We start from the raw sequence: 18,663 nt of genomic DNA on the forward strand, positions 1-18,663 counted from the left end.
CTTGGGCCACGCGGCCTGATTTTTGCGGCGGATGTTGAAAGAGATTTTCTGGATTTGCAAATGGAAAGGCCCTGGCGCAAGCCAGGGCCAAATCCCGTGGTCCGGGGGCCACGCCTTATTGAACGGCGCTTTCCACGGGCGACATCGTCGTGACCGGAGCCGAGGCGGGGGTCGAGATCGTGGTCACCGCGTAAGGGTCCGTCACCTGCGACGGCACCGCCGCCATGGCGGTCTGCGCCTGGTTGGCGGGTTCAACATAGCCTTCGGGCGTCTCGATCATCGGCCCTTCATAGCGCAGGCTTTCGGCCTCGCTGCGGACATGGACCGTGGTGCCGGTGCTGACCTGGCCGAACAGGTCCATCACGTCCTGGTTGAACAGCCGGATGCAGCCCGCCGAGGTGGCCTTGCCGATCGAGGACGGGTCCATCGTGCCGTGGATGCGGTAATAGGTGTCGCGCCCGCCTTCATAAAGATACAGCGCCCGCGACCCCAGCGGGTTGTGCATCCCGCCGGACAGGCCGCCCGCGAACTGCGCATACAGATCGGGCTGCGTGCGGATCATGTTGTCGGTCGGGCGCCAGCTGGGCCAGGTCGCCTTGCGGGCAATCGTGGCGGTTCCGGCATAGCCCGTGCCCGCCCTGCCCACGGCCACGCCATAGCGCATCGCCTGGCCGCCCGGCTGGACGTGATACAGCACCCGCGCATAGGGATCGACGACGATCGTGCCCGGCGCCTCGGGGCCGTTATAGGCGACCTGCTGGCGCTGGTTGCGTTCGTTCAGGTAGGCGGCGCGGACCGCGGGGATCTGGATCGGCTCTCCGTTGGGGCCGGTATCCGTCCGGGCCTGGTAGGCTTCGGGCACCGTGGGGTTGGCCAGCGTGATCGGCTGGCTGCTTCCACATGCGGCAAGCCCCAGGGCAACCGCCGTGAACAGGGTAACGAGACGCATCTTCATCTTCCTTCATGGCATATACGGCAGCACGGGCATTCCCGACGCCGGCAGCGTGTACATTTCGTCTTGATCGCCCCCGATGGCAGGTCAGGGGTGATTCGCGCAGAGTTTCATCAGCCCGTCACAGGCACGGGTCGTCAAGCCTCGCAGCCGGATCCGGGGGATACCTGACCCTGCGTTGTGGCGAAAGGGTGGCAGTCTGTTCAAGATTGGCTGACGCTGGAACAACTTGTCGTTTGTTTTGGTTTCACCGGCACAAGCATCACGCCATGCACGACCGCAGATTGCCCGCAGATTGCCTCATGCCGCCCGGCTGGTTAGGCTGCGCCCCAAAGCCAGAGCGACAGTTCCCGTGACCGATCAGACAGCATCCCGGCCCGCATCGCCTTCCGCCCTCGCCCCCTTCCGCTATCCCGATTTCCGGCTGCTGTGGGGGGCGACGCTGATCTCGAACTTCGGGGGGCTGGTGCAGGCGGTGGGCGCGGCCTGGCTGATGACGCAGCTGACCGACAGCGCCACGCTGATCGCGCTGGTGCAGGCGTCGAACACGTTGCCGATCATGCTGCTGGCGCTGGCCTCGGGTGCGCTGGCCGACATCTTCGACCGCAAGGCGATCCTGATGTTCGCGCAATGCTTCATGGCCGCCGTGTCGCTGGCCCTGGCCATCGTCGCCTGGCAGGGATGGCTGACGCCCTGGCTTCTGCTGGGTTTCACCTTCCTGATCGGGGCGGGGCAGGCGCTGTATAACCCGCCCTGGCAGGCCAGCATGGGCGATCTGGTGCCGCGCGCCGACCTGCCTGCGGCGGTGACGCTGAACTCGGTCGGCTTCAACCTGATGCGCAGCGTCGGCCCTGCGGCGGGCGGCTTCATCGTGGCGGCCTTCGGGGCGGCGGCGGCTTTCGCGGTCAATGCCGCCAGCTATGCGCCGCTGCTGGGCGCCTTGTTCCGCTGGCGTCCGAACATCGCCCCGCGCACCGCCCCGCCCGAGGAATTCCTGCCCGCCGTGGCCGCCGGGCTGCGCTATGTCTTCCTGTCGCCGAACCTGACGCGGGTGATCGGGCGCGGCGCGCTGTTCGGCTTTGCCGCCGTGTCCGTGCTGGCGCTGCTGCCGCTGGTCGCCAAGGCCCACCCCGAAGGCGGGTCGATGTTGTTCGGCGGGCTGCTGGGCTGCTACGGGATCGGCGCCATCGCGGGGGCCGCGCTGAACCCGCGCATCCGGGCGCGCTATGACAATGAAAACATCGTGCGCATGGCATTCGCCGGTTTCGCGCTGTCGGCGGTGGTGCTGGGACAGACGCAGAATGTCTGGCTGCACGCCCTGGCGCTGCTGCCCGCCGGGGCGTCCTGGGTGCTGGCCTTGTCGCTGTTCAACGTGACGGTGCAACTGTCCACGCCGCGCTGGGTCGTGGCCCGCGCCTTGGCGCTGTACCAGACGGCGACCTTCGGGGGCATGGCGGCGGGATCCTGGGTCTGGGGCGGCATCGCGGGATCGCATGGCGTGGGCGATGCCCTGACGGCGGCGGGTGGCGTGCTGCTGGCGGGCGCGGTCATCGGCCACTGGTTCCGCGCGCCCGATTTCGGCACCGCGGATCTGGACCCGGTCAACCGCTTCCGCGAGCCGGCGCTGCGGATCGATCTGCGCGGGCGCTCGGGTCCGATCATGGTCATGGTCGATTACCAGATCGCGCAGAAGGACGTGCCGGAATTCCTGCGCCTGATGCAGTTGCGCCGCAATGTCCGCCGCCGCGACGGGGCGCGGAACTGGGCGCTGCTGCGCGACCTGGAACATCCCGACCAATGGTCCGAAAGCTATCACATCGCCACCTGGGACGAATATGTGCGCCACAACCTGCGCCGCACGAAATCGGACGCGGAAATCACCGTGGCCCTGCGCGCCCTGCACCAGGGCGAGGGCGATCCCCTGGTCCACCGCATGATCGAGCGCGACAGCGTCGGCCCCGAGGATGACATGCCCCTGATCGGCAAGATCGACGTGTAAGGAGAGCGCATGACCACGGCCCTGTTCACCCATCCCGACGCGGGACGGCACATCACCCCGCCGGGCCACCCCGAGCAGGTGGCGCGATACGCGGCGGTGATCGAGGCGCTTGCCGATCTGGACCTTGACCGGCGGGAGGCGCCAAGGGCCGATGAGGCCGAGATCCTGCGCTGCCATCCGCAATCCTATCTGGACCGCATCCGTGCCGCGATCCCGGATGAAGGCTGGCAGATGCTGGACGCCGACACCCACCTGTCGCCCGGCAGCCTGGATGCCGCCCTGCGCGGGGTCGGCGGCGCGGTCGCCGCCGTCGATGCCGTGCTGGCCGGTGAGGTGGCGAATGCCTTTGTCGCCATGCGCCCGCCCGGCCATCATGCCGAACGGGAAAAGCCGATGGGCTTCTGCATCTTCGGCAATGCCGCCATCGCAGCGAAGCGCGCGCTGGATCATCACGGGCTGGACCGCGTGGCGGTGCTGGATTTCGACGTGCATCACGGCAACGGCACGCAGGATCTGCTGTGGGATGAGGCCCGCGCCTTCTTCGCATCGACCCACCAGATGCCGCTTTATCCCGGCACGGGCGCGGCATCCGAAAGGGGCGCGCATGGTCAGATGGTGAACGTGCCGCTACGCCCCGGATCGGACGGCGCGGCAGGGCAGGCGGCGTGGCGCGACATCCTGGCGCGTTGCCGCGATTTCACGCCGCAATTGGTGATCGTCTCGGCGGGATTCGACGCCCATGCCGCCGATCCGCTGGCGCAGCTTGAATGGGACGACGCCGATTTCACCGCCGTCACCCGGATGATCTGCGACAGGGCGGCGGATCTTTCGGCCCCGGTGGTATCCTGCCTGGAAGGTGGCTATGATCTCGACGCCCTGGGCCGGTCCGTCCGCGCCCATGTCCAAGTGCTGCTGGAGGCCGGAACATGAACGACATCGCGACCATGAGCTTCGAGGAGGCCATGAAGGAGCTTGAGGCCACGGTCGGCAAGCTGGAAACCGGCGATGCCAGCTTGGACGAATCGATCCGCCTCTACGAACGCGGCGCCGCCCTGCGCCTTCATTGCGAGAAACGCCTGCGCGAGGCCGAGGACCGGGTGGAAAAGATCACCCTCGCGGCCAATGGCCAGCCCACGGGAACGGAACCGGCCGAGGGGCTGTGATGCAGTCACGGCTGGACGGGGTCAAGGCGCAGGTCCAGGCCGCGCTTGACCGGGCGATTGGCGCGCTGCCGCCGGGTGAACTGCGCGACGCTATGGGTTATGCCTGCGCGGGCGGCAAGCGGATCCGCGCCTTTCTGGTCATGGAATCCGCGCGCCTGCATGGCGTGTCTGACGATGCAGCCCTGCCGGTCGCTGCGGCGGTCGAGGCGCTGCACGCCTATTCGCTGGTCCATGACGACCTGCCCGCGATGGACAATGACGACCTGCGGCGCGGCCTGCCGACCGTGCATGTGAAATGGTCCGAGGCCACCGCGATCCTGGCGGGCGATGCGCTGCAATCGCTGGCTTTCGGACTGCTGGCCGACCCTGCCATCGGCGATGCGGCAGCGCGCCGCCTGGTCGGGGCCTTCGCGCAGGCCGTGGGCGGGGCGGGAATGGTCTGTGGGCAAGCGCTGGACATCGCCGCCGAGACTGCCGCCATGCCGCTGACGCTGGACCAGATCACCCAGTTGCAAGGCGGCAAGACCGGCGCGCTGATCCGCTTTGCCGCCATGGCCGGGCCGCTGATCGCGGATGCCGATCCCGCGCCCTTGGCCGCCTATGCCGATGCCGTTGGCCTGGCCTTCCAGATCGCCGACGACATCCTGGACGTGACCGGCAACGAAGATGTGACCGGCAAGCGCGTGGGCAAGGATGCCTCGGCGGGCAAGGCCACATTCGTGTCCCTGCTGGGCCTCGACGGCGCGCGGGCCGAGGCCGCGCGGCTGGTCGCCGCCGCCGATGCCGCCCTGGAACCCTATGGCGAGGGTGCCGGAAACTTGCGCCACCTGGCGCGTTTCGTTATCGAACGCGACACTTGAACGCCCGCCCCCTGCCTGCACAAAGGGCCAGCCGATGACCGACCTGACCAAGACGCCGATTCTCGACCGGGTCAAGCTGCCCTCGGACCTGAAGACGCTCAGCGACCGGGAACTGCACCAGTTGGCCGACGAATTGCGGTCGGAAACGATCAGCGCGGTCAGCGTGACCGGCGGTCACTTGGGCGCGGGCCTGGGCGTCGTTGAACTGACCGTGGCGCTGCACGCGGTGTTCGACACGCCGCGCGACAAGATCATCTGGGACGTGGGCCACCAGTGCTATCCCCACAAGATCCTGACCGGGCGGCGCGACCGCATCCGCACGCTGCGGATGGGCGGCGGACTGGCGGGTTTCACCAAGCGGGCGGAAAGCCCCTATGACCCCTTCGGCGCGGGCCATTCCTCGACCTCGATTTCGGCGGCGCTCGGCTTTGCCGTGGCGCGCGATCTGGGCGGCGATCCCGGCGATGCCATCGCGGTGATCGGCGACGGCGCCATGAGCGCGGGCATGGCCTTCGAGGCGCTGAACAACGCGGGTCACCTGGGCAAGCGGCTGATCGTCATCCTGAACGACAACGAGATGTCCATCGCTCCGCCGGTGGGCGCGCTGTCGTCTTACCTGACCAGCCTCTATACACGCCGCCCGTTCCAGGATCTGAAGGCCGCCGCCAAGGGCGCCGTGGGCCTGCTGCCGCCGCCCTTCCAGGAAGGCGCGCGCCGGGCCAAGGAAATGCTGAAGGGCATGACCATCGGCGGCACGCTGTTCGAGGAACTGGGATTTTCCTATATCGGTCCCGTCGATGGCCACGACCTGGACCAGCTTCTGCCGCTGCTGCGCACGGTCAAGGATCGCGCCACCGGCCCGGTGCTGATCCATGCCGTCACGCGCAAGGGCAAGGGCTATGCGCCTGCGGAAAACGCGGCGGATCGCGGCCATGCGACGGGCAAGTTCGACATGGTGACGGGCATCCAGGCCAAGGCGAAATCCAACGCCCCCAGCTATACCGCCGTCTTCGCGCGTGCCCTGATCGACGAGGCGGTCCGTGACGACAGGATCGTCGGCATCACGGCGGCCATGCCGGACGGCACGGGGCTCAAGCAATTCGCCGAACGCTTCCCGCGCCGGACCTTCGACGTGGGGATTGCCGAACAGCACGCCGTGACTTTCGCGGCGGGGCTGGCGGCGGGGGGCATGAAGCCCTTCTGCGCGATCTATTCGACCTTTTTGCAGCGCGGCTATGACCAGGTGGTCCATGACGTGGCGGTGCAGAACCTGCCCGTGCGTTTCGCCATCGACCGCGCAGGCCTTGTGGGGCAGGACGGGCCGACCCATGCGGGGGCCTATGACATCGCCTTCCTGGCGAACCTGCCCGGCATGATCGTGATGGCCGCCGCCGACGAGGCGGAACTGATGCACATGGTCGCCACCGCCGCCGCCCATGACAGCGGCCCCATCGCCTTCCGCTTTCCGCGCGGCGAGGGCACCGGGGTCGAGATGCCCGAACGCGGGCAGGTGCTGGAAATCGGCAAGGGCCGCATGATCCGCGAAGGCAAGGGCGTCGCCATCCTGTCCTTCGGTACCCGCCTGTCCGAGGCGCTGAAGGCCTGCGAATCGCTGGGCGCGCGGGGGATCAACCCCACCGTGGCCGATGCGCGCTTTGCCAAGCCCCTGGATCGCGACCTGATCCTGCGGCTTGCCGCCAGCCACGATGCCCTCATCACGCTGGAGGAAGGCGCGGTCGGCGGCTTTGGCAGCCATGTCGCGCAATTGCTGGCGGATGAAGGGGTCTTCGATCACGGCCTGCGCTTCCGGTCCATGGTGCTGCCCGACCGCTTTGTCGATCACGACGCGCCCTTCGCCATGTATGACAGCTCGGCCCTGAATGCCGCCCATATCGAGGCGAAGGTGCTGGAGGTCATGGGAATCGCGCAACTGGCGGGCAAGTCCGCCTGATCCGCAGATTGGGGCTTGCACGGGCGGGCTGCCAAAAAAAGCGGCATACGACAGGATTTCTGCAGTGCAGCGAAAACTTTTCGCCCCAAGGCTGGCACCTTTGGGGCCTTGCGCGATTATGAGGGCGTGGGGCGTGTGAAGCCGCCCCATGTCTTCCGACCCGATGGACCCTCCGTCGGCCCGCCAGAGACACGCCCCCCTCCTCCCTGCGATGTCTCTGGCGGTGTCCGGAACGAAAAAGGCGCGGGAAAACCCGCGCCTTTGTGTCCTAGTGGACGGTCGCCTCGGGACGCGGACCTTCGCCCACGGCCCCCAGCTTGTGGCCTGCCTTGCCCACGCGGTTGCCGACGATCAGCCCGTCCTCGCCCGCGCTGACATGGACGGTCTGGCCGTCCAGAACCTCGCCCGACAGCAGCAGTTCGGCCAGCGGATCCTGCAGGGCGCGCTGGATCACGCGCTTCAGCGGACGCGCGCCGAAGACCGGGTCATAGCCCTGGTCTGCCAGCCATTTGCGCGCCGCATCGTCCAGATCCAGCGTGATCTTGCGTTGCGCAAGCCGCTGTTCCAGACGCCGCAACTGGATATCGACGATCCCGTCCATGTTCTGCCGCGACAGGCGGCGGAAGATGATGATCTCGTCCAGGCGGTTCAGGAATTCGGGCCGGAAATGCGCCCGGACCGCTTCCATCACCTGCTGGCGGGCATCGGTCGAATCGGATCCTTCCGGCAGATGCGACAGCGCCTGCGACCCCAGGTTCGAGGTCAGGATGATCAGCGTCTGCTTGAAGTCCACCGTCCGGCCCTGGCCGTCGGTCAACTGCCCGTCGTCCAGAACCTGCAGCAGCACGTTGAACACGTCCGGGTGGGCCTTCTCGACCTCGTCGAACAGGATCACTTGGTATGGACGCCGCCGCACGGCCTCGGTCAGGACGCCGCCCTCGTCATAGCCGACATAGCCCGGAGGGGCGCCGATCAGCCGCGCCACGGAATGCTTTTCCATGAACTCGGACATGTCGATGCGGACCATCGCGGAATCGTCGTCGAACATGTATTCGGCCAAGGCCTTGGTCAGTTCGGTCTTGCCGACGCCGGTCGGGCCCAGGAACAGGAACGACCCCAGGGGGCGGTTTTCATCGTTCAGGCCCGCGCGGGCGCGGCGGACGGCGTTCGACACGGCCACCACGGCTTCCTGCTGGCCGATGACGCGGGCGCCGATCTGCTCCTCCATCTTCAGCAGCTTTTCCCGCTCGCCTTCCAGCATCTTGCTGGTGGGGATGCCGGTCCAGCGTTCCACGACCTCGGCGATCTGCTCGGGGCGCACGGCTTCCTCGACCATCAGCCCGTCCGCGCCGCCGTTCTCGGCCTCGGCCAGCTTCTTCTCCAGACCGGGGATGATGCCATAGGACAGCTCCCCCGCGCGGGCCAGATTGCCCTCGCGCTTGGCCTGGTCCAGTTCGGCGCGCGCGCGGTCAAGCTGTTCCTTGAGGTTGCGCGATCCTTCCAGCTTGTCGCGTTCGGCCTGCCAGCGGGCGGTCATCTCGGCGCTGCGCTGCTGCAGGTCGGAGAGATCCTTTTCCAGCCGTTCCAGCCGGTCCTTGGACGCCGCGTCGTCTTCCTTCTTCAGCGCCTCGGCCTCGATCTGCATCTGCAGGATCTGGCGGTCGAGCTGGTCCAGCTCCTCGGGCTTGCTGTCCACTTCCATGCGCAGGCGCGAGGCCGCCTCATCGACAAGGTCGATGGCCTTGTCGGGCAGGAATCGGTCGGTGATGTAGCGATGGCTCAGCGTGGCCGCCGCCACCAGGGCGGCGTCGCTGATGCGGACGCCGTGGTGAAGCTCGTACTTCTCCTTGATGCCGCGCAGGATGCTGATGGTGTCCTCGACCGTCGGCTCCTCGATCATCACCGGCTGGAAGCGCCGGGCCAGGGCCGCATCCTTTTCGATATACTTGCGGTATTCGTCCAGCGTGGTGGCGCCCACGCAATGCAGCTCGCCCCGCGCCAGCGCAGGCTTGATGAGGTTCGCGGCATCCATCGCGCCATCGGTCTTGCCCGCGCCGACCAGCACGTGCAATTCGTCGATGAACAGGATGATCTCGCCCGCGGCGTTCTCGATTTCCTTCAGGATGGCCTTCAGCCGCTCCTCGAACTCGCCGCGATATTTCGCGCCTGCGATCAGGGCGCCCATGTCCAGCGCCATCAGCTTCTTGTCGCGCAGGGATTCGGGCACGTCACCGTTGACGATGCGCAGCGCGAGGCCTTCGGCAATCGCCGTCTTGCCCACGCCGGGTTCGCCGATCAGCACCGGGTTGTTCTTGGTGCGGCGCGACAGCACCTGCATGGCGCGGCGGATTTCCTCGTCCCGGCCGATGATGGGGTCGATCTTGCCCTGCTCGGCGGCCTCGGTCAGGTCGCGGGCATATTTCGACAGCGCCTCATAGCTGTCCTCCGCGCTTGCCGAATCGGCTGTGCGGCCCTTGCGGATGTCGTTGATGGCCGCGTTCAGGTTCTGCGCGGTCACACTGCCCGCCGACAGCGCGTCGCGGGCATTGGTGTTGACCATCGCTAGAGCCATCAGGATGCGTTCGGCGGGCACGAAGCTGTCGCCCGCCTTCTTGGCGACCTGCTCGGCCTCATCCAGCACGCGCACGAGGCTGGGATCGACATAGACCTGGTTGTTGCCGCCCTTCACCTTGGGCAGCTTGGCGACCGCCTGATCGACGGCCTCGCGCACGCGCCGGGCATCGCCGCCCGCGCGGGTGATCAGGTTCGACGACAGCCCCTGGTCGTCATCCATCAGCGCCTTGAGCAGATGTTCCGGGACGACCCGCTGGTTTTCCTCGCGGATCGCGATGGTCTGGGCGGCCTGCATGAAGCCGCGCGACCGTTCGGTGAACTTTTCCATGTTCATCGACAATAACTCCTTCCACTAGCCCCCGTGTCGCGGGCGCCCACAGGCACGCCCCGGTCCGGGTCTTCGATCATCATTTGGGGGCTTTGGCAGTGCTTTCAAGGCGTTTCATGTTGTGCCATAACGCCCCGATTTCAGTGAAAGGGCATGGGAATGGATGACAGGCTGATCGTGGCGCTGGATGTGCCGAATGCCCTGGCGGGGCTGGAGCTTGCCGGACGGCTGGGCGATGCCGTGGGCTTCTACAAGATCGGCCTGGGGATGCTGACCGGCGGCGGGCTGGCGCTTGCGCAGGAACTGAAGGGGGAACACGGCAAGCGCATCTTCCTGGACATGAAGCTGTTCGACATCGGCGCCACGGTCGAGGCCGCCGTGCGCGGGCTGGCGCAGTTCGACCTGGATTTCCTGACCGTGCATGGCGATCCGCATGTGGTCCGCGCCGCAAAGGAAGGGGTAGGGGGGTCGAACCTGAAGATCCTGGGCGTGACCGTCCTGACCTCGCTGGAGCGCGCGGATCTGGACGCGGGCATGATCCAGCCGGGCGATCTGCACGAGATCACCGTGGAGCGCGCAGCCCGCGCCTTTGACGCAGGCGCCGACGGCATCATCTGTTCCCCGCGCGAGGCGCAGGCGATCCGTGCCCTGCCAGGATCGCGGCTGATCGTGACGCCGGGCGTGCGCCCGTCCGGGGCGGCCCTGGGCGACCAGAAGCGGGTGGAAACCCCCGCCAGCGCCATCGCCGCCGGGGCCGATCACATCGTCGTCGGCCGCCCCATCTGGCAGGCCGCCGATCCGCGCGTCGCAGCCCAGGCCATCCTGGCCGAGATGCGCGGCTGATTGACCGCCCGCATCCCGCGCGCCAATCTGGCGTAAAGCGGGGGCGAGGATGGCGGACGAAAGCGGCATTTCGCAAAAGGCCCATAACGACCTGGTCCTGTCCTTCCTGGCGGTGCGGCGGGCCATCGGGGCGCTTGGCTTCTTCCTGCCGCTGGCCTTGCTGGCCTATGGCCTGGCTGTGGGCGAATTGCTGCCCAGCATCTCCTCGGCCTATTATTCGCCCATGCGAGAGGTGTTCGTGGGCACCCTGATCGCGCAGGCGGTGTTCCTGTGGAGCTATGAGGGCTTTCGCCCCGATGCGGGCGATCTGGTGACGGACAAGGGCACGGCGCGGGTGGCGGCGGTGGCGATCGCGCTTGTGGCCCTGCTGCCGACCAGTCCGGTCGAGAAGGTCGAAACCCCCGCCCTCGATCCGTCCTGCACGCTTCTGCAATGCCTTCTGGGCGAGAGCCTGTCCTCGACCGTGCATCTGGTGGCGGCGGGCGTGTTTTTCGGCGCGCTTGCGGTTTATTTCCTGGTGCTGTTCATCAAGGGCGAGGTGGATGGGCCGGAAAAGGATGCCTCGAACCGGATCTACCGGCTCTGCGGCTGGATCATCATTCTCTGCATCGCGCTGGTGGGGCTGCTGTTCGCGACCGATCTGGACCACAGGCTGGCCTGGCTGCGCCCGGTCTTCTGGCTGGAAACCATCGCCACCTTCGCCTTTGCGACAAGCTGGATGGTCAAGGGCGATGCCCTGCGCCCGCTGGTGCGCGGCGTGGCGGCGATGCGTTGAACGCGCATCACTCGTTGATGTCGCGGTCCCAGATGCGCTTCTCACCCTGGCTGGTCGGCCACAAGCGGCGGAACACCAGCCAGGCAACAGCGGACAGCAGCGCCGTCACGACAAGCGTGACCGGCAGCCCTGCTGACCACAGCCCCGCAAGCATCAGCACACCCATCAGCCCGACCGAGGCCGCAAGCCCCATGAAGGCCCAGCCGGGCACCAGAAGCTCGATCCCCGCCAGCACGAACGCGGCGATCAGCCACCACCAGCCGTTCACGACGACCGCCCGCGCAGCAGGCCGAAGGCATCGGTAAAGGCATCCAGCGCGGCGGCGGGCACCAGCACCACCTGCTTGCCATCGCCGCGGCCGATCTCGGCCAGGGCCTCGACCTGCTTCAACGCGACCTGATACTGCGCGGCCTCCAGCCCGTTTTTGGAAATCGCCTCCGCTATGGAGGCGGTGGCATAGGCCTCGGCATCGGCCAGGACGCGCTTGGCCTTGGCAAGCTGCTCGGCGGCGTAAAGTTCGCCATCGGCGGCCAGTTCGACGGCGCGGCGCTTGCCCTCAGCCTCGGTCACCTGGGCGCGGCGGGCGCGTTCGGCGTTCAGCTGTTGCAGCATGGCGGCGCGGGTGGCCTGGTCCAGGTTCACGTCCAGAATCTCGGCCCGCGTGACCTCGATCCCCCAGTCATCGACCACATTGGCCAGCGATTCGCGGATGCGGGTGATCAGTTGGGCGCGGTTCGACTGGACCTGGTCCAGCTCCATCGTGCCGATTTCCGACCGCACGATCCCGGCGACGGTGGTGGCGATGGCCGCGTCGATATCGCGGATGCGGTAAACGGTCTTTTCCGGTTCGATGATGCGATAGAAGACGCTGGTTTCCACCTGCACCAGCACGTTGTCGGCGGTGATGGCGTCCTGGCTTTTGGTCGGCAACTGCCGTTCCAGAACCGAGATGCGATGCGCCACCCGGTCCAGGAAGGGCACGGTGAAGTTGATCCCCGGCCCCAGCACGGAATGCAGGCGGCCAAAGCGTTCGACCACGTATTTCTCGGACTGCGGCACGATCCTCACGGCCGAGGTGACGGCCATCAGGATCAGCACCGCCAGGACGATCAGGGCAAGGTTCTGGCCGATCAGGCCGGGCAGGTCGTCAATCGTCATCCCCTTATTGCGCCGCGATCCCGGCATTGGCCTGGCCATCGGCATCCAGCATGGCCAGCTTGCGAATCACCGAACCGAACCGGGCGGAGAAATCGTCGAAGCCCGCATGGGGCGTGATGGTCCTTTCATTCATATACAGCGAACGGTCGATCTCCAGTTGCACCACATGGATGTTCTGGCAGGGCCGCCCATAGGCCGAACAGATATAGGCCCCGGCGAAGGGCGAATTGCGGCGGATGCGCCAGCCCTCGGCCTCGACGGCGGCGACGATGGCGTCGGACACGCGGGCCGCGGCGGACAACCCGTGGCGGTTGCCCAGCACCATGTCGGGACGGGGCCCGTGCAGGTGGTTCAGCGCGTCATGGGGCATGGAATGCATGTCGATCAGGATCGCCTGGCCGAATCGCGTCCGCGCCTCGGCGATCAGGGCTGACAGCGCCTGGTGATAGGGCCGCCAATAGGCGTTGATGCGGCGCTCGGCCTCGGCCCGCTCGATCGGGCGTTCCAGGATCGCGCGGCCTTGAGAGACGACGCGCGGGATGACGCCAAGGCCCGCCAGGGTCCGCTGGTTCAGCGGATGGCGCGGGACACCGCGCACGATCAGCGGGTCGATCTCGTCCGGGGCGCGGTTCAGGTCCACGATGGCGCGCGGCACCTGCGCGCGAATCGTTACGGCGCCAAGCGCCGGGGCGCCCGCGATCAGGCGGTCCACGAAGGCATCTTCCGACGACCGCAGCGTTTCCGGGGGCAGCTTCGTGCCCTCCAGGAACCAGTCGGGATAGGTGCAACCCGAATGCGGCGATCCGAAAATGACGCCGCTGACCCAGTGGGCGGGCCTTTCGATCAGGACGGGAAGGTCGGATTCGGTCAAGTCAGACCCCGGCGGGCGGTTTTCCTTGTTCCCATATAAGCGCCAATTTTCTTGCTGCGATAGGGCTTGAAACCCCCGAGGCCCCCCTATATAGACACGCGGACCAAAGGCGGTTCGGGACATGTCGGAAGACGTGGACGGGATCACCCAAGGACGGGCGGTTAGCTCAGCGGTAGAGCACTACGTTGACATCGTAGTGGCCACTGGTTCGATCCCAGTACCGCCCACCATTGTTTTCGCCGCCCCCGGCCGGACAGTCGGGGGCATTTCGTTTTCCTGCGGCTGCGAGCCGCGTGATGGAGACAGACCGATGAAGGTTCGCAACTCGCTCCGCTCGCTGAAAAGCCGGCACCGCGACTGCCAGATCGTGCGCCGCAAGGGCCGCATCTATGTGATCAACAAGACCAACCGCCGCTTCAAGGCCCGCCAGGGCTGATCCGGCGCGATCACTGCGAAGACGAAACAAACCCGCCGCAATGGCGGGTTTTTTCATGTCGATGCGGCGAAATTAACCGTCTTTTAACAAAGTAATTGGTTAACAACACCTTACGGTTGTATGTTCTGATCGTATCGGTTCGCCAGGTTTGCGCGGGGTCATGTCATGTTCGTTCTTGCAAGTCTGATGGCGCTTGCCGCAGCCGGGGCGGCATTGGACCTGACCGGAGGCCGGACCGAGGAGGATGACGAGGATCTGGCCGATCTGCCCCCCACCCTGGGCGAAGCCGATATGGGCGAGGTCGGCGACATCAGCGCCGGCAGTTCCGAGGAGGCGGGCACCGATCCCGCGGCCGGAACACCCGATCCCGAACGGCCTGTGTCCGGGGAAGAGGCGGGCGACGAGGTGATCGAGGGAGGGCCGGGGGCCGACAACCTGTTCGGCGGCACGGGAAATGACACGATCACCGCCGGTGCGGGCGATGACTGGGTGCAGGGCGACGGCACCTATGACGCCGCCGGAGCGGATGAGATTCGTGGCGGCGCGGGCAACGATTCGCTGGCAGGGCAGGGGGGCCACGACATCATCTGGGGGGATGAGGGCGACGATACCATCCATGGCGGCGAAGGCCAGGACACGCTGTTCGGCGGCAGTGGCAACGACTGGCTGTCGGGCAATGACGGCGACGACGTGCTGGTCTCGGGCGGCGGGGCCGATGACCTGGACGGCGGGCGCGGCGCCGACCACCTGGTCGGCGATAGCGACCCCGATACGGTCTGGATGCACGGGGGCACGGGCGACGACACCCTGGCGCCCGGCGCGGGCGATTTTGCCGAAGGGCAGGACGGTGCCGATCAGTTCGTGCTGCAGCAGACCCCCGGCGCCCTGCCCGTCATCGCCGATTTCGACGCGGCCGAAGACAGGCTGGTCCTGCACCTGCCCGACAGCATCGCCCAGGACGCCAGGGTCGATCTGGCCGAGGATGAGGACGGCACCGTCCTGATCACCATCAATGGCGATGCCATCGGCCGGATGCTGCAAGCGGGCGGGCTTGCGGCCCAGGACATCCTGATCGTCCGGCTGCCCGGATAAGAAGCCCCTTTCCTTGCGGGCGCTTTTCCCCTATAGGCGCGCATCCGCCCGCGATTGTGGCCGGAGCCTCCACGGGCCAGTGCTGGACGACATCCCGGCCTGCGCCATAACCCCTTTTTTGAAAGGAGATCCCGATGTCGATCACCGTTGAAGAAAAAGCCCGCGTCATCAAGGAATTCGGCACCAAGTCCGGCGACACCGGCTCGGCCGAGGTGCAGGTCGCGATCCTGTCCTCGCGCATCGCCACCCTGACCGAGCATTTCAAGACCCACAAGAAGGACAACCACTCGCGCCGTGGCCTTCTGAAACTGGTCGCGCAGCGCCGCAAGCTGCTGGACTATCTGAAGAAGAAGGACGAAGCCCGCTATACCGACCTGATCGGCAAGCTGGGCCTGCGCCGCTGATCGCAGCCGCGATGTTCCTGTGCGCCCGTGGCGAAAGCCGCGGGCGTTTTCATACGGCCCATAGATCGATCGAAATCACGATCCGGCCTGTGGCTGGTCCGCCATCGCTGCGGCAGCCTGCTGAACTCCGGCGCCCAGGATGACCTCGACTCCCCGGGCGCGGGCCCGATCCACCATCGCCATCAGCAGCTGCGCTTCTTGTCCTGGATCATGATGGCCCGTGTCGCGGATGCGCCGCACCGTGTCGGCATCGCTGCGGTCGGCGTCGTCGTAGCGGTCGATATATCGGGTGCTGAAGAAGGTGAAGCCGCAGATGGCAAGCGCCTGCGGTTTGGCCTCCAGGATCACGCTGGCGCAGACCAGCCCGGTCGTCGGGGAATGCCCGCCAAGCTGCTGCGACAGCGCGTGATACCGATCGACCGGCACGATCCGCAGGTCGATTGCCGGATCGAGCCGGTCGCGAAAGGCAAGCGTGCGCAGAAAGGCGCCGCGCTTGGGGGTGCGATGCACAACCGTTTTCACTCCTGCCCGGCGCAGGTTGTCGTCCGTCACAGGCCGGGCATCCGCGGTCAGGCTGTGGAACAGCACCTCGCAGCGGTAAGGGTTCGCGCCCATGGCCCGCACGGGCGTGTCCAGTCCGTTGTTCATCCTGACGACCAGGTCGAAGCGGTCTGGATCCAGGGCCGACAGGTCGTCTTCGACCGTGCGCGCCGGCCCGACGATCAGCACGCGCCTGCCCGTGAAAAGTCCGGGGTCCAAGGCAAGGCGGGGCAGCAGGCGCCCATACAGGAACCGACAGGCCGGTGGGCGCAGCGGCTTTGGCGCCCGCGCCAGAAAACGGTGGATCGGATGAATGTTCATGACGCTGCTTCCCTGCCGCCCGCCCTCAGTATGGCGGCTGCGGCCGGGCGGTGCCAGCATCCAGTCTCTCTACTTTCCAAGCCCCTTGTTTTCCTGTAATGGCCCGCCATCTGTGACGTGACGCCCCATGCCCCGGGGCACATGCAAAGGATAGGGGCGGCGGCAATGGGGCCGCCATAGGACACGGGCGTGGCCAGAGGGCTGGCGCGGCCCAGAGGAAACCAGATGTTTGACGAAGTGAAGAAATCCATCCAGTGGGGCCAGGAAACGCTCACGCTGGAAACGGGCAAGGTTGCCCGTCAGGCCGACGGCACGGTCATCGCCACCCTGGGCGAGACCAGCGTCATGGCCAACGTGACCTTCGCGAAGGAACCGAAGCCGGGGCAGGATTTCTTCCCGCTGACGGTTCACTATCAGGAAAAATACTATGCCGCCGGCAAGATCCCCGGCGGTTTCTTCAAGCGCGAGGCGCGCCCGACCGAGAAGGAGACGCTGACCGCGCGCCTGATCGACCGGCCCTGCCGCCCGCTGTTCGCGCCGGGCTTCAAGAACGAAGTGCTGGTGATGTGCACGGTCCTGTCGCATGACCTGGTCAACGATCCCGACATCGTGGCGATGATCGCGGCATCCGCCGCGCTGACCATTTCCGGCGTGCCCTTCATGGGTCCGATCGGGGCTGCCCGCGTGGGCTTCGTGAACGGCCAGTATGTGCTGAACCCCGAAGTCCAGGACATGGACAACCTGCGCGGCAATCCCGAACAGCGCCTGGACCTGGTCGTCGCCGGCACGAAAGATGCCGTGATGATGGTCGAATCGGAAGCCTATGAGCTGACCGAGGACGAGATGCTGGGCGCCGTGAAGTTCGGCCACGAGCAGATGCAGCCCGTGATCGACCTGATCATCGACCTGGCCGAGGCCGCCGCGAAAGAGCCCTTCGACTTCCAGTCGCCCGACTATTCCGAGCTTTATGCCAAGGTGAAGGCCGCGGGCGAGGCCGACATGCGCGCCGCCTATGCCATCCGCGACAAGGGTGAGCGCCGCGACGCGATCGAGGCCGCGAAAGCCAAGGTCAAGGAAGCCCTGACCGAGGAAGAACTGGCCGACCCGCATCTGGGTTCTGCGCTCAAGAAGCTGGAATCGGGCATCCTGCGCGGTGACGTCATCAACGGCGGCGCCCGCATCGACGGCCGCGACACCCGCACCGTCCGCGCCATCGACAGCGAAGTGGGCATCCTGCCGCGCACCCATGGCTCGGCCCTGTTCACCCGTGGCGAGACGCAGGCCCTGGTCGTGACCACGCTGGGCACCGGCGACGACGAACAGATCATCGACGCGCTGCACGGTAATTTCCGGTCGAACTTCCTGCTGCACTACAACTTCCCGCCCTATTCGGTGGGCGAGGTTGGCCGCGTGGGGTCGCCCGGCCGTCGCGAGATCGGCCATGGCAAGCTGGCCTGGCGTGCGCTGCAGGCCGTGCTGCCCGCCCCGACCGACTTCCCCTACACGATCCGCGTCGTGTCCGAGATCACCGAATCGAACGGCTCGTCCTCGATGGCCTCGGTCTGCGGCGGCTCGCTGTCGATGATGGATGCGGGCGTGCCGCTGAAGGCGCCGGTCGCGGGCGTCGCCATGGGCCTGATCCTGGAGGACGACGGCAAGTATGCGGTCCTGACCGACATCCTGGGGGATGAGGATCACCTGGGCGACATGGACTTCAAGGTTGCCGGCACCGCCGAAGGCATCACGTCGCTGCAGATGGACATCAAGGTCGCGGGCATCACCCCCGCCATCATGGAGCAGGCCTTGGCCCAGGCCAAGGAAGGTCGCCTGCACATCCTGGCCGAGATGGGCAAGGCCCTGTCCGAAGGCCGCCGCGAGTTCAGCGCCCACGCCCCGCGCATCGAGACGATGACCATCCCCACCGACAAGATCCGCGAAGTGATCGGCTCGGGCGGCAAGGTCATCCGCGAGATCGTGGAAACCTCGGGCGCGAAGGTGGACATCAACGACGACGGCACCATCAAGATCGCCTCGGCCAATGCCGATTCGATCAAGAAGGCCTATGACATGATCTATTCGATCGTGGCCGAGCCGGAAGAAGGCAAGATCTACACCGGCAAGGTCGTCAAGCTGGTCGATTTCGGCGCCTTCGTGAACTTCTTCGGCAAGCGCGACGGCCTGGTCCATGTGTCCCAGATCGCGGGCAAGCGCCTGAACCACCCGAACGAGGTTCTGAAGGAAGGCCAGGAGGTCAAGGTCAAGCTGCTGGGCTTCGACGACCGCGGCAAGGTTCGCCTGGGCATGAAGATGGTCGATCAGCAGACCGGCCAGGAGATCACCGAGACCAAGGAAGAAGCGGCCGAGAGCTGATCTTCGGATCTTGTCGGCCCCGGGTC

At 66.6% G+C, this 18,663-nt stretch carries 17 protein-coding genes and 1 tRNA gene; 12 read left to right on the forward strand and 6 right to left on the reverse strand.

All coding sequences use genetic code 11. From position 1 onward, the window contains the following. Positions 1-115: 115 nt before the first annotated feature. A complete protein-coding gene (locus tag AAIL68_RS00715; RefSeq protein ID WP_347137568.1) occupies positions 116-949 on the reverse strand; it encodes a L,D-transpeptidase in 834 nt (277 codons plus the stop codon). 355 nt (positions 950-1,304) lie between these two features. Between AAIL68_RS00715 and AAIL68_RS00720 the strand changes: the two genes are divergently transcribed. From AAIL68_RS00720 to dxs, 5 genes are read left to right on the forward strand one after another with little or no spacing between them, the layout of a single operon-like run. Then, positions 1,305-2,951 carry an MFS transporter gene (locus AAIL68_RS00720; RefSeq protein ID WP_347137569.1) on the forward strand — a complete coding sequence of 549 codons (1,647 nt, stop codon included), beginning with the start codon at positions 1,305-1,307 and terminating at the stop codon, positions 2,949-2,951. Between the two features lie 9 nt (positions 2,952-2,960). Then, the gene (locus tag AAIL68_RS00725) at positions 2,961-3,881 is read left to right on the forward strand and encodes a histone deacetylase family protein (RefSeq protein WP_347137570.1); all 921 of its coding nucleotides are present in this window, start codon (positions 2,961-2,963) and stop codon (positions 3,879-3,881) included. Continuing rightward, on the forward strand, positions 3,878-4,114 hold the full coding sequence (locus AAIL68_RS00730) for an exodeoxyribonuclease VII small subunit (RefSeq protein ID WP_347137571.1): 237 nt from the start codon (positions 3,878-3,880) through the stop codon (positions 4,112-4,114). The genes AAIL68_RS00725 and AAIL68_RS00730 overlap by 4 nt, the downstream gene beginning before the upstream one ends. Continuing rightward, positions 4,114-4,974 (forward strand): polyprenyl synthetase family protein, encoded by an 861-nt coding sequence (locus tag AAIL68_RS00735; protein WP_347137572.1) that lies wholly within the window; start codon positions 4,114-4,116, stop codon positions 4,972-4,974. The genes AAIL68_RS00730 and AAIL68_RS00735 overlap by 1 nt, the downstream gene beginning before the upstream one ends. 34 nt (positions 4,975-5,008) lie before the next feature. Then, on the forward strand, positions 5,009-6,925 hold the full coding sequence (gene dxs, locus AAIL68_RS00740) for a 1-deoxy-D-xylulose-5-phosphate synthase (RefSeq protein ID WP_347137573.1): 1,917 nt from the start codon (positions 5,009-5,011) through the stop codon (positions 6,923-6,925). A 268-nt stretch (positions 6,926-7,193) separates the two neighbouring features. On the opposite strand, the gene clpB is transcribed toward dxs, so the two are convergent. Continuing rightward, positions 7,194-9,833, reverse strand: coding sequence for an ATP-dependent chaperone ClpB (gene clpB / locus AAIL68_RS00745; protein ID WP_347137574.1), 2,640 nt, complete (start codon positions 9,831-9,833; stop codon positions 7,194-7,196). A 153-nt stretch (positions 9,834-9,986) separates the two neighbouring features. Between clpB and pyrF the strand changes: the two genes are divergently transcribed. After that, entirely contained in the window at positions 9,987-10,670 is a 684-nt protein-coding gene (pyrF, locus tag AAIL68_RS00750) for an orotidine-5'-phosphate decarboxylase (protein ID WP_347137575.1), read from the forward strand. Between the two features lie 49 nt (positions 10,671-10,719). Continuing rightward, positions 10,720-11,445 carry a hypothetical protein gene (locus AAIL68_RS00755; RefSeq protein WP_347137576.1) on the forward strand — a complete coding sequence of 242 codons (726 nt, stop codon included), beginning with the start codon at positions 10,720-10,722 and terminating at the stop codon, positions 11,443-11,445. Between the two features lie 7 nt (positions 11,446-11,452). On the opposite strand, the gene AAIL68_RS00760 is transcribed toward AAIL68_RS00755, so the two are convergent. From AAIL68_RS00760 to AAIL68_RS00770, 3 genes are read right to left on the reverse strand one after another with little or no spacing between them, the layout of a single operon-like run. Beyond that, positions 11,453-11,713, reverse strand: coding sequence for a hypothetical protein (locus AAIL68_RS00760; RefSeq protein WP_347137577.1), 261 nt, complete (start codon positions 11,711-11,713; stop codon positions 11,453-11,455). After that, positions 11,710-12,603, reverse strand: coding sequence for an SPFH domain-containing protein (locus tag AAIL68_RS00765; RefSeq protein WP_347137578.1), 894 nt, complete (start codon positions 12,601-12,603; stop codon positions 11,710-11,712). The genes AAIL68_RS00760 and AAIL68_RS00765 overlap by 4 nt, the downstream gene beginning before the upstream one ends. Before the next feature lie 4 nt (positions 12,604-12,607). Further along, positions 12,608-13,474: an N-formylglutamate amidohydrolase gene (locus AAIL68_RS00770; RefSeq protein WP_347137579.1), complete on the reverse strand. Its 867-nt coding sequence runs from the start codon at positions 13,472-13,474 to the stop codon at positions 12,608-12,610. Between the two features lie 155 nt (positions 13,475-13,629). Here AAIL68_RS00770 and AAIL68_RS00775 point away from each other — a divergent pair. The 4 genes from AAIL68_RS00775 to rpsO all read left to right on the forward strand — a co-directional run bounded on the left by AAIL68_RS00775 (position 13,630) and on the right by rpsO (position 15,406). Continuing rightward, positions 13,630-13,704 (forward strand) — tRNA-Val (locus AAIL68_RS00775). Positions 13,705-13,784: 80 nt separating this feature from the next. Further along, positions 13,785-13,910, forward strand: a complete 126-nt coding sequence (gene ykgO, locus AAIL68_RS00780; RefSeq protein WP_028725484.1) for a type B 50S ribosomal protein L36 — start codon at positions 13,785-13,787, stop codon at positions 13,908-13,910. Positions 13,911-14,075: 165 nt separating this feature from the next. Beyond that, positions 14,076-15,002 (forward strand): calcium-binding protein, encoded by a 927-nt coding sequence (locus AAIL68_RS00785; protein ID WP_347137580.1) that lies wholly within the window; start codon positions 14,076-14,078, stop codon positions 15,000-15,002. 134 nt (positions 15,003-15,136) lie between these two features. Continuing rightward, positions 15,137-15,406, forward strand: coding sequence for a 30S ribosomal protein S15 (gene rpsO, locus AAIL68_RS00790; protein WP_268940546.1), 270 nt, complete (start codon positions 15,137-15,139; stop codon positions 15,404-15,406). A gap of 75 nt (positions 15,407-15,481) precedes the next feature. On the opposite strand, the gene AAIL68_RS00795 is transcribed toward rpsO, so the two are convergent. Further along, positions 15,482-16,267 (reverse strand): hypothetical protein, encoded by a 786-nt coding sequence (locus AAIL68_RS00795; RefSeq protein ID WP_347137581.1) that lies wholly within the window; start codon positions 16,265-16,267, stop codon positions 15,482-15,484. Positions 16,268-16,492: 225 nt separating this feature from the next. On the opposite strand from AAIL68_RS00795, the gene pnp reads away from it, so the two are divergent. Continuing rightward, positions 16,493-18,637: a polyribonucleotide nucleotidyltransferase gene (gene pnp, locus AAIL68_RS00800; RefSeq protein WP_347137582.1), complete on the forward strand. Its 2,145-nt coding sequence runs from the start codon at positions 16,493-16,495 to the stop codon at positions 18,635-18,637. Positions 18,638-18,663 lie beyond the last annotated feature (26 nt).

The sequence above is a fragment of the Paracoccus sp. SSK6 genome (genome assembly GCF_039770665.1).
GTDB lineage: Bacteria > Pseudomonadota > Alphaproteobacteria > Rhodobacterales > Rhodobacteraceae > Paracoccus.

Excerpts from the sequence above, each read along its gene's own strand:
- clpB (WP_347137574.1), bottom strand. The coding sequence starts at position 9,833 with ATGAACATGGAAAAGTTCACCGAACGGTCGCGCGGCTTCATGCAGGCC.
- AAIL68_RS00755 (WP_347137576.1), top strand. The coding sequence starts at position 10,720 with ATGGCGGACGAAAGCGGCATTTCGCAAAAGGCCCATAACGACCTGGTC.
- rpsO (WP_268940546.1), top strand. The coding sequence starts at position 15,137 with ATGTCGATCACCGTTGAAGAAAAAGCCCGCGTCATCAAGGAATTCGGC.
- pnp (WP_347137582.1), top strand. The coding sequence starts at position 16,493 with ATGTTTGACGAAGTGAAGAAATCCATCCAGTGGGGCCAGGAAACGCTC.
- AAIL68_RS00735 (WP_347137572.1), top strand. The coding sequence starts at position 4,114 with ATGCAGTCACGGCTGGACGGGGTCAAGGCGCAGGTCCAGGCCGCGCTT.
- AAIL68_RS00715 (WP_347137568.1), bottom strand. The coding sequence starts at position 949 with ATGCGTCTCGTTACCCTGTTCACGGCGGTTGCCCTGGGGCTTGCCGCA.
- AAIL68_RS00765 (WP_347137578.1), bottom strand. The coding sequence starts at position 12,603 with ATGACGATTGACGACCTGCCCGGCCTGATCGGCCAGAACCTTGCCCTG.
- AAIL68_RS00795 (WP_347137581.1), bottom strand. The coding sequence starts at position 16,267 with ATGAACATTCATCCGATCCACCGTTTTCTGGCGCGGGCGCCAAAGCCG.
- dxs (WP_347137573.1), top strand. The coding sequence starts at position 5,009 with ATGACCGACCTGACCAAGACGCCGATTCTCGACCGGGTCAAGCTGCCC.
- AAIL68_RS00725 (WP_347137570.1), top strand. The coding sequence starts at position 2,961 with ATGACCACGGCCCTGTTCACCCATCCCGACGCGGGACGGCACATCACC.
- ykgO (WP_028725484.1), top strand. The coding sequence starts at position 13,785 with ATGAAGGTTCGCAACTCGCTCCGCTCGCTGAAAAGCCGGCACCGCGAC.
- AAIL68_RS00785 (WP_347137580.1), top strand. The coding sequence starts at position 14,076 with ATGTTCGTTCTTGCAAGTCTGATGGCGCTTGCCGCAGCCGGGGCGGCA.
- AAIL68_RS00730 (WP_347137571.1), top strand. The coding sequence starts at position 3,878 with ATGAACGACATCGCGACCATGAGCTTCGAGGAGGCCATGAAGGAGCTT.
- pyrF (WP_347137575.1), top strand. The coding sequence starts at position 9,987 with ATGGATGACAGGCTGATCGTGGCGCTGGATGTGCCGAATGCCCTGGCG.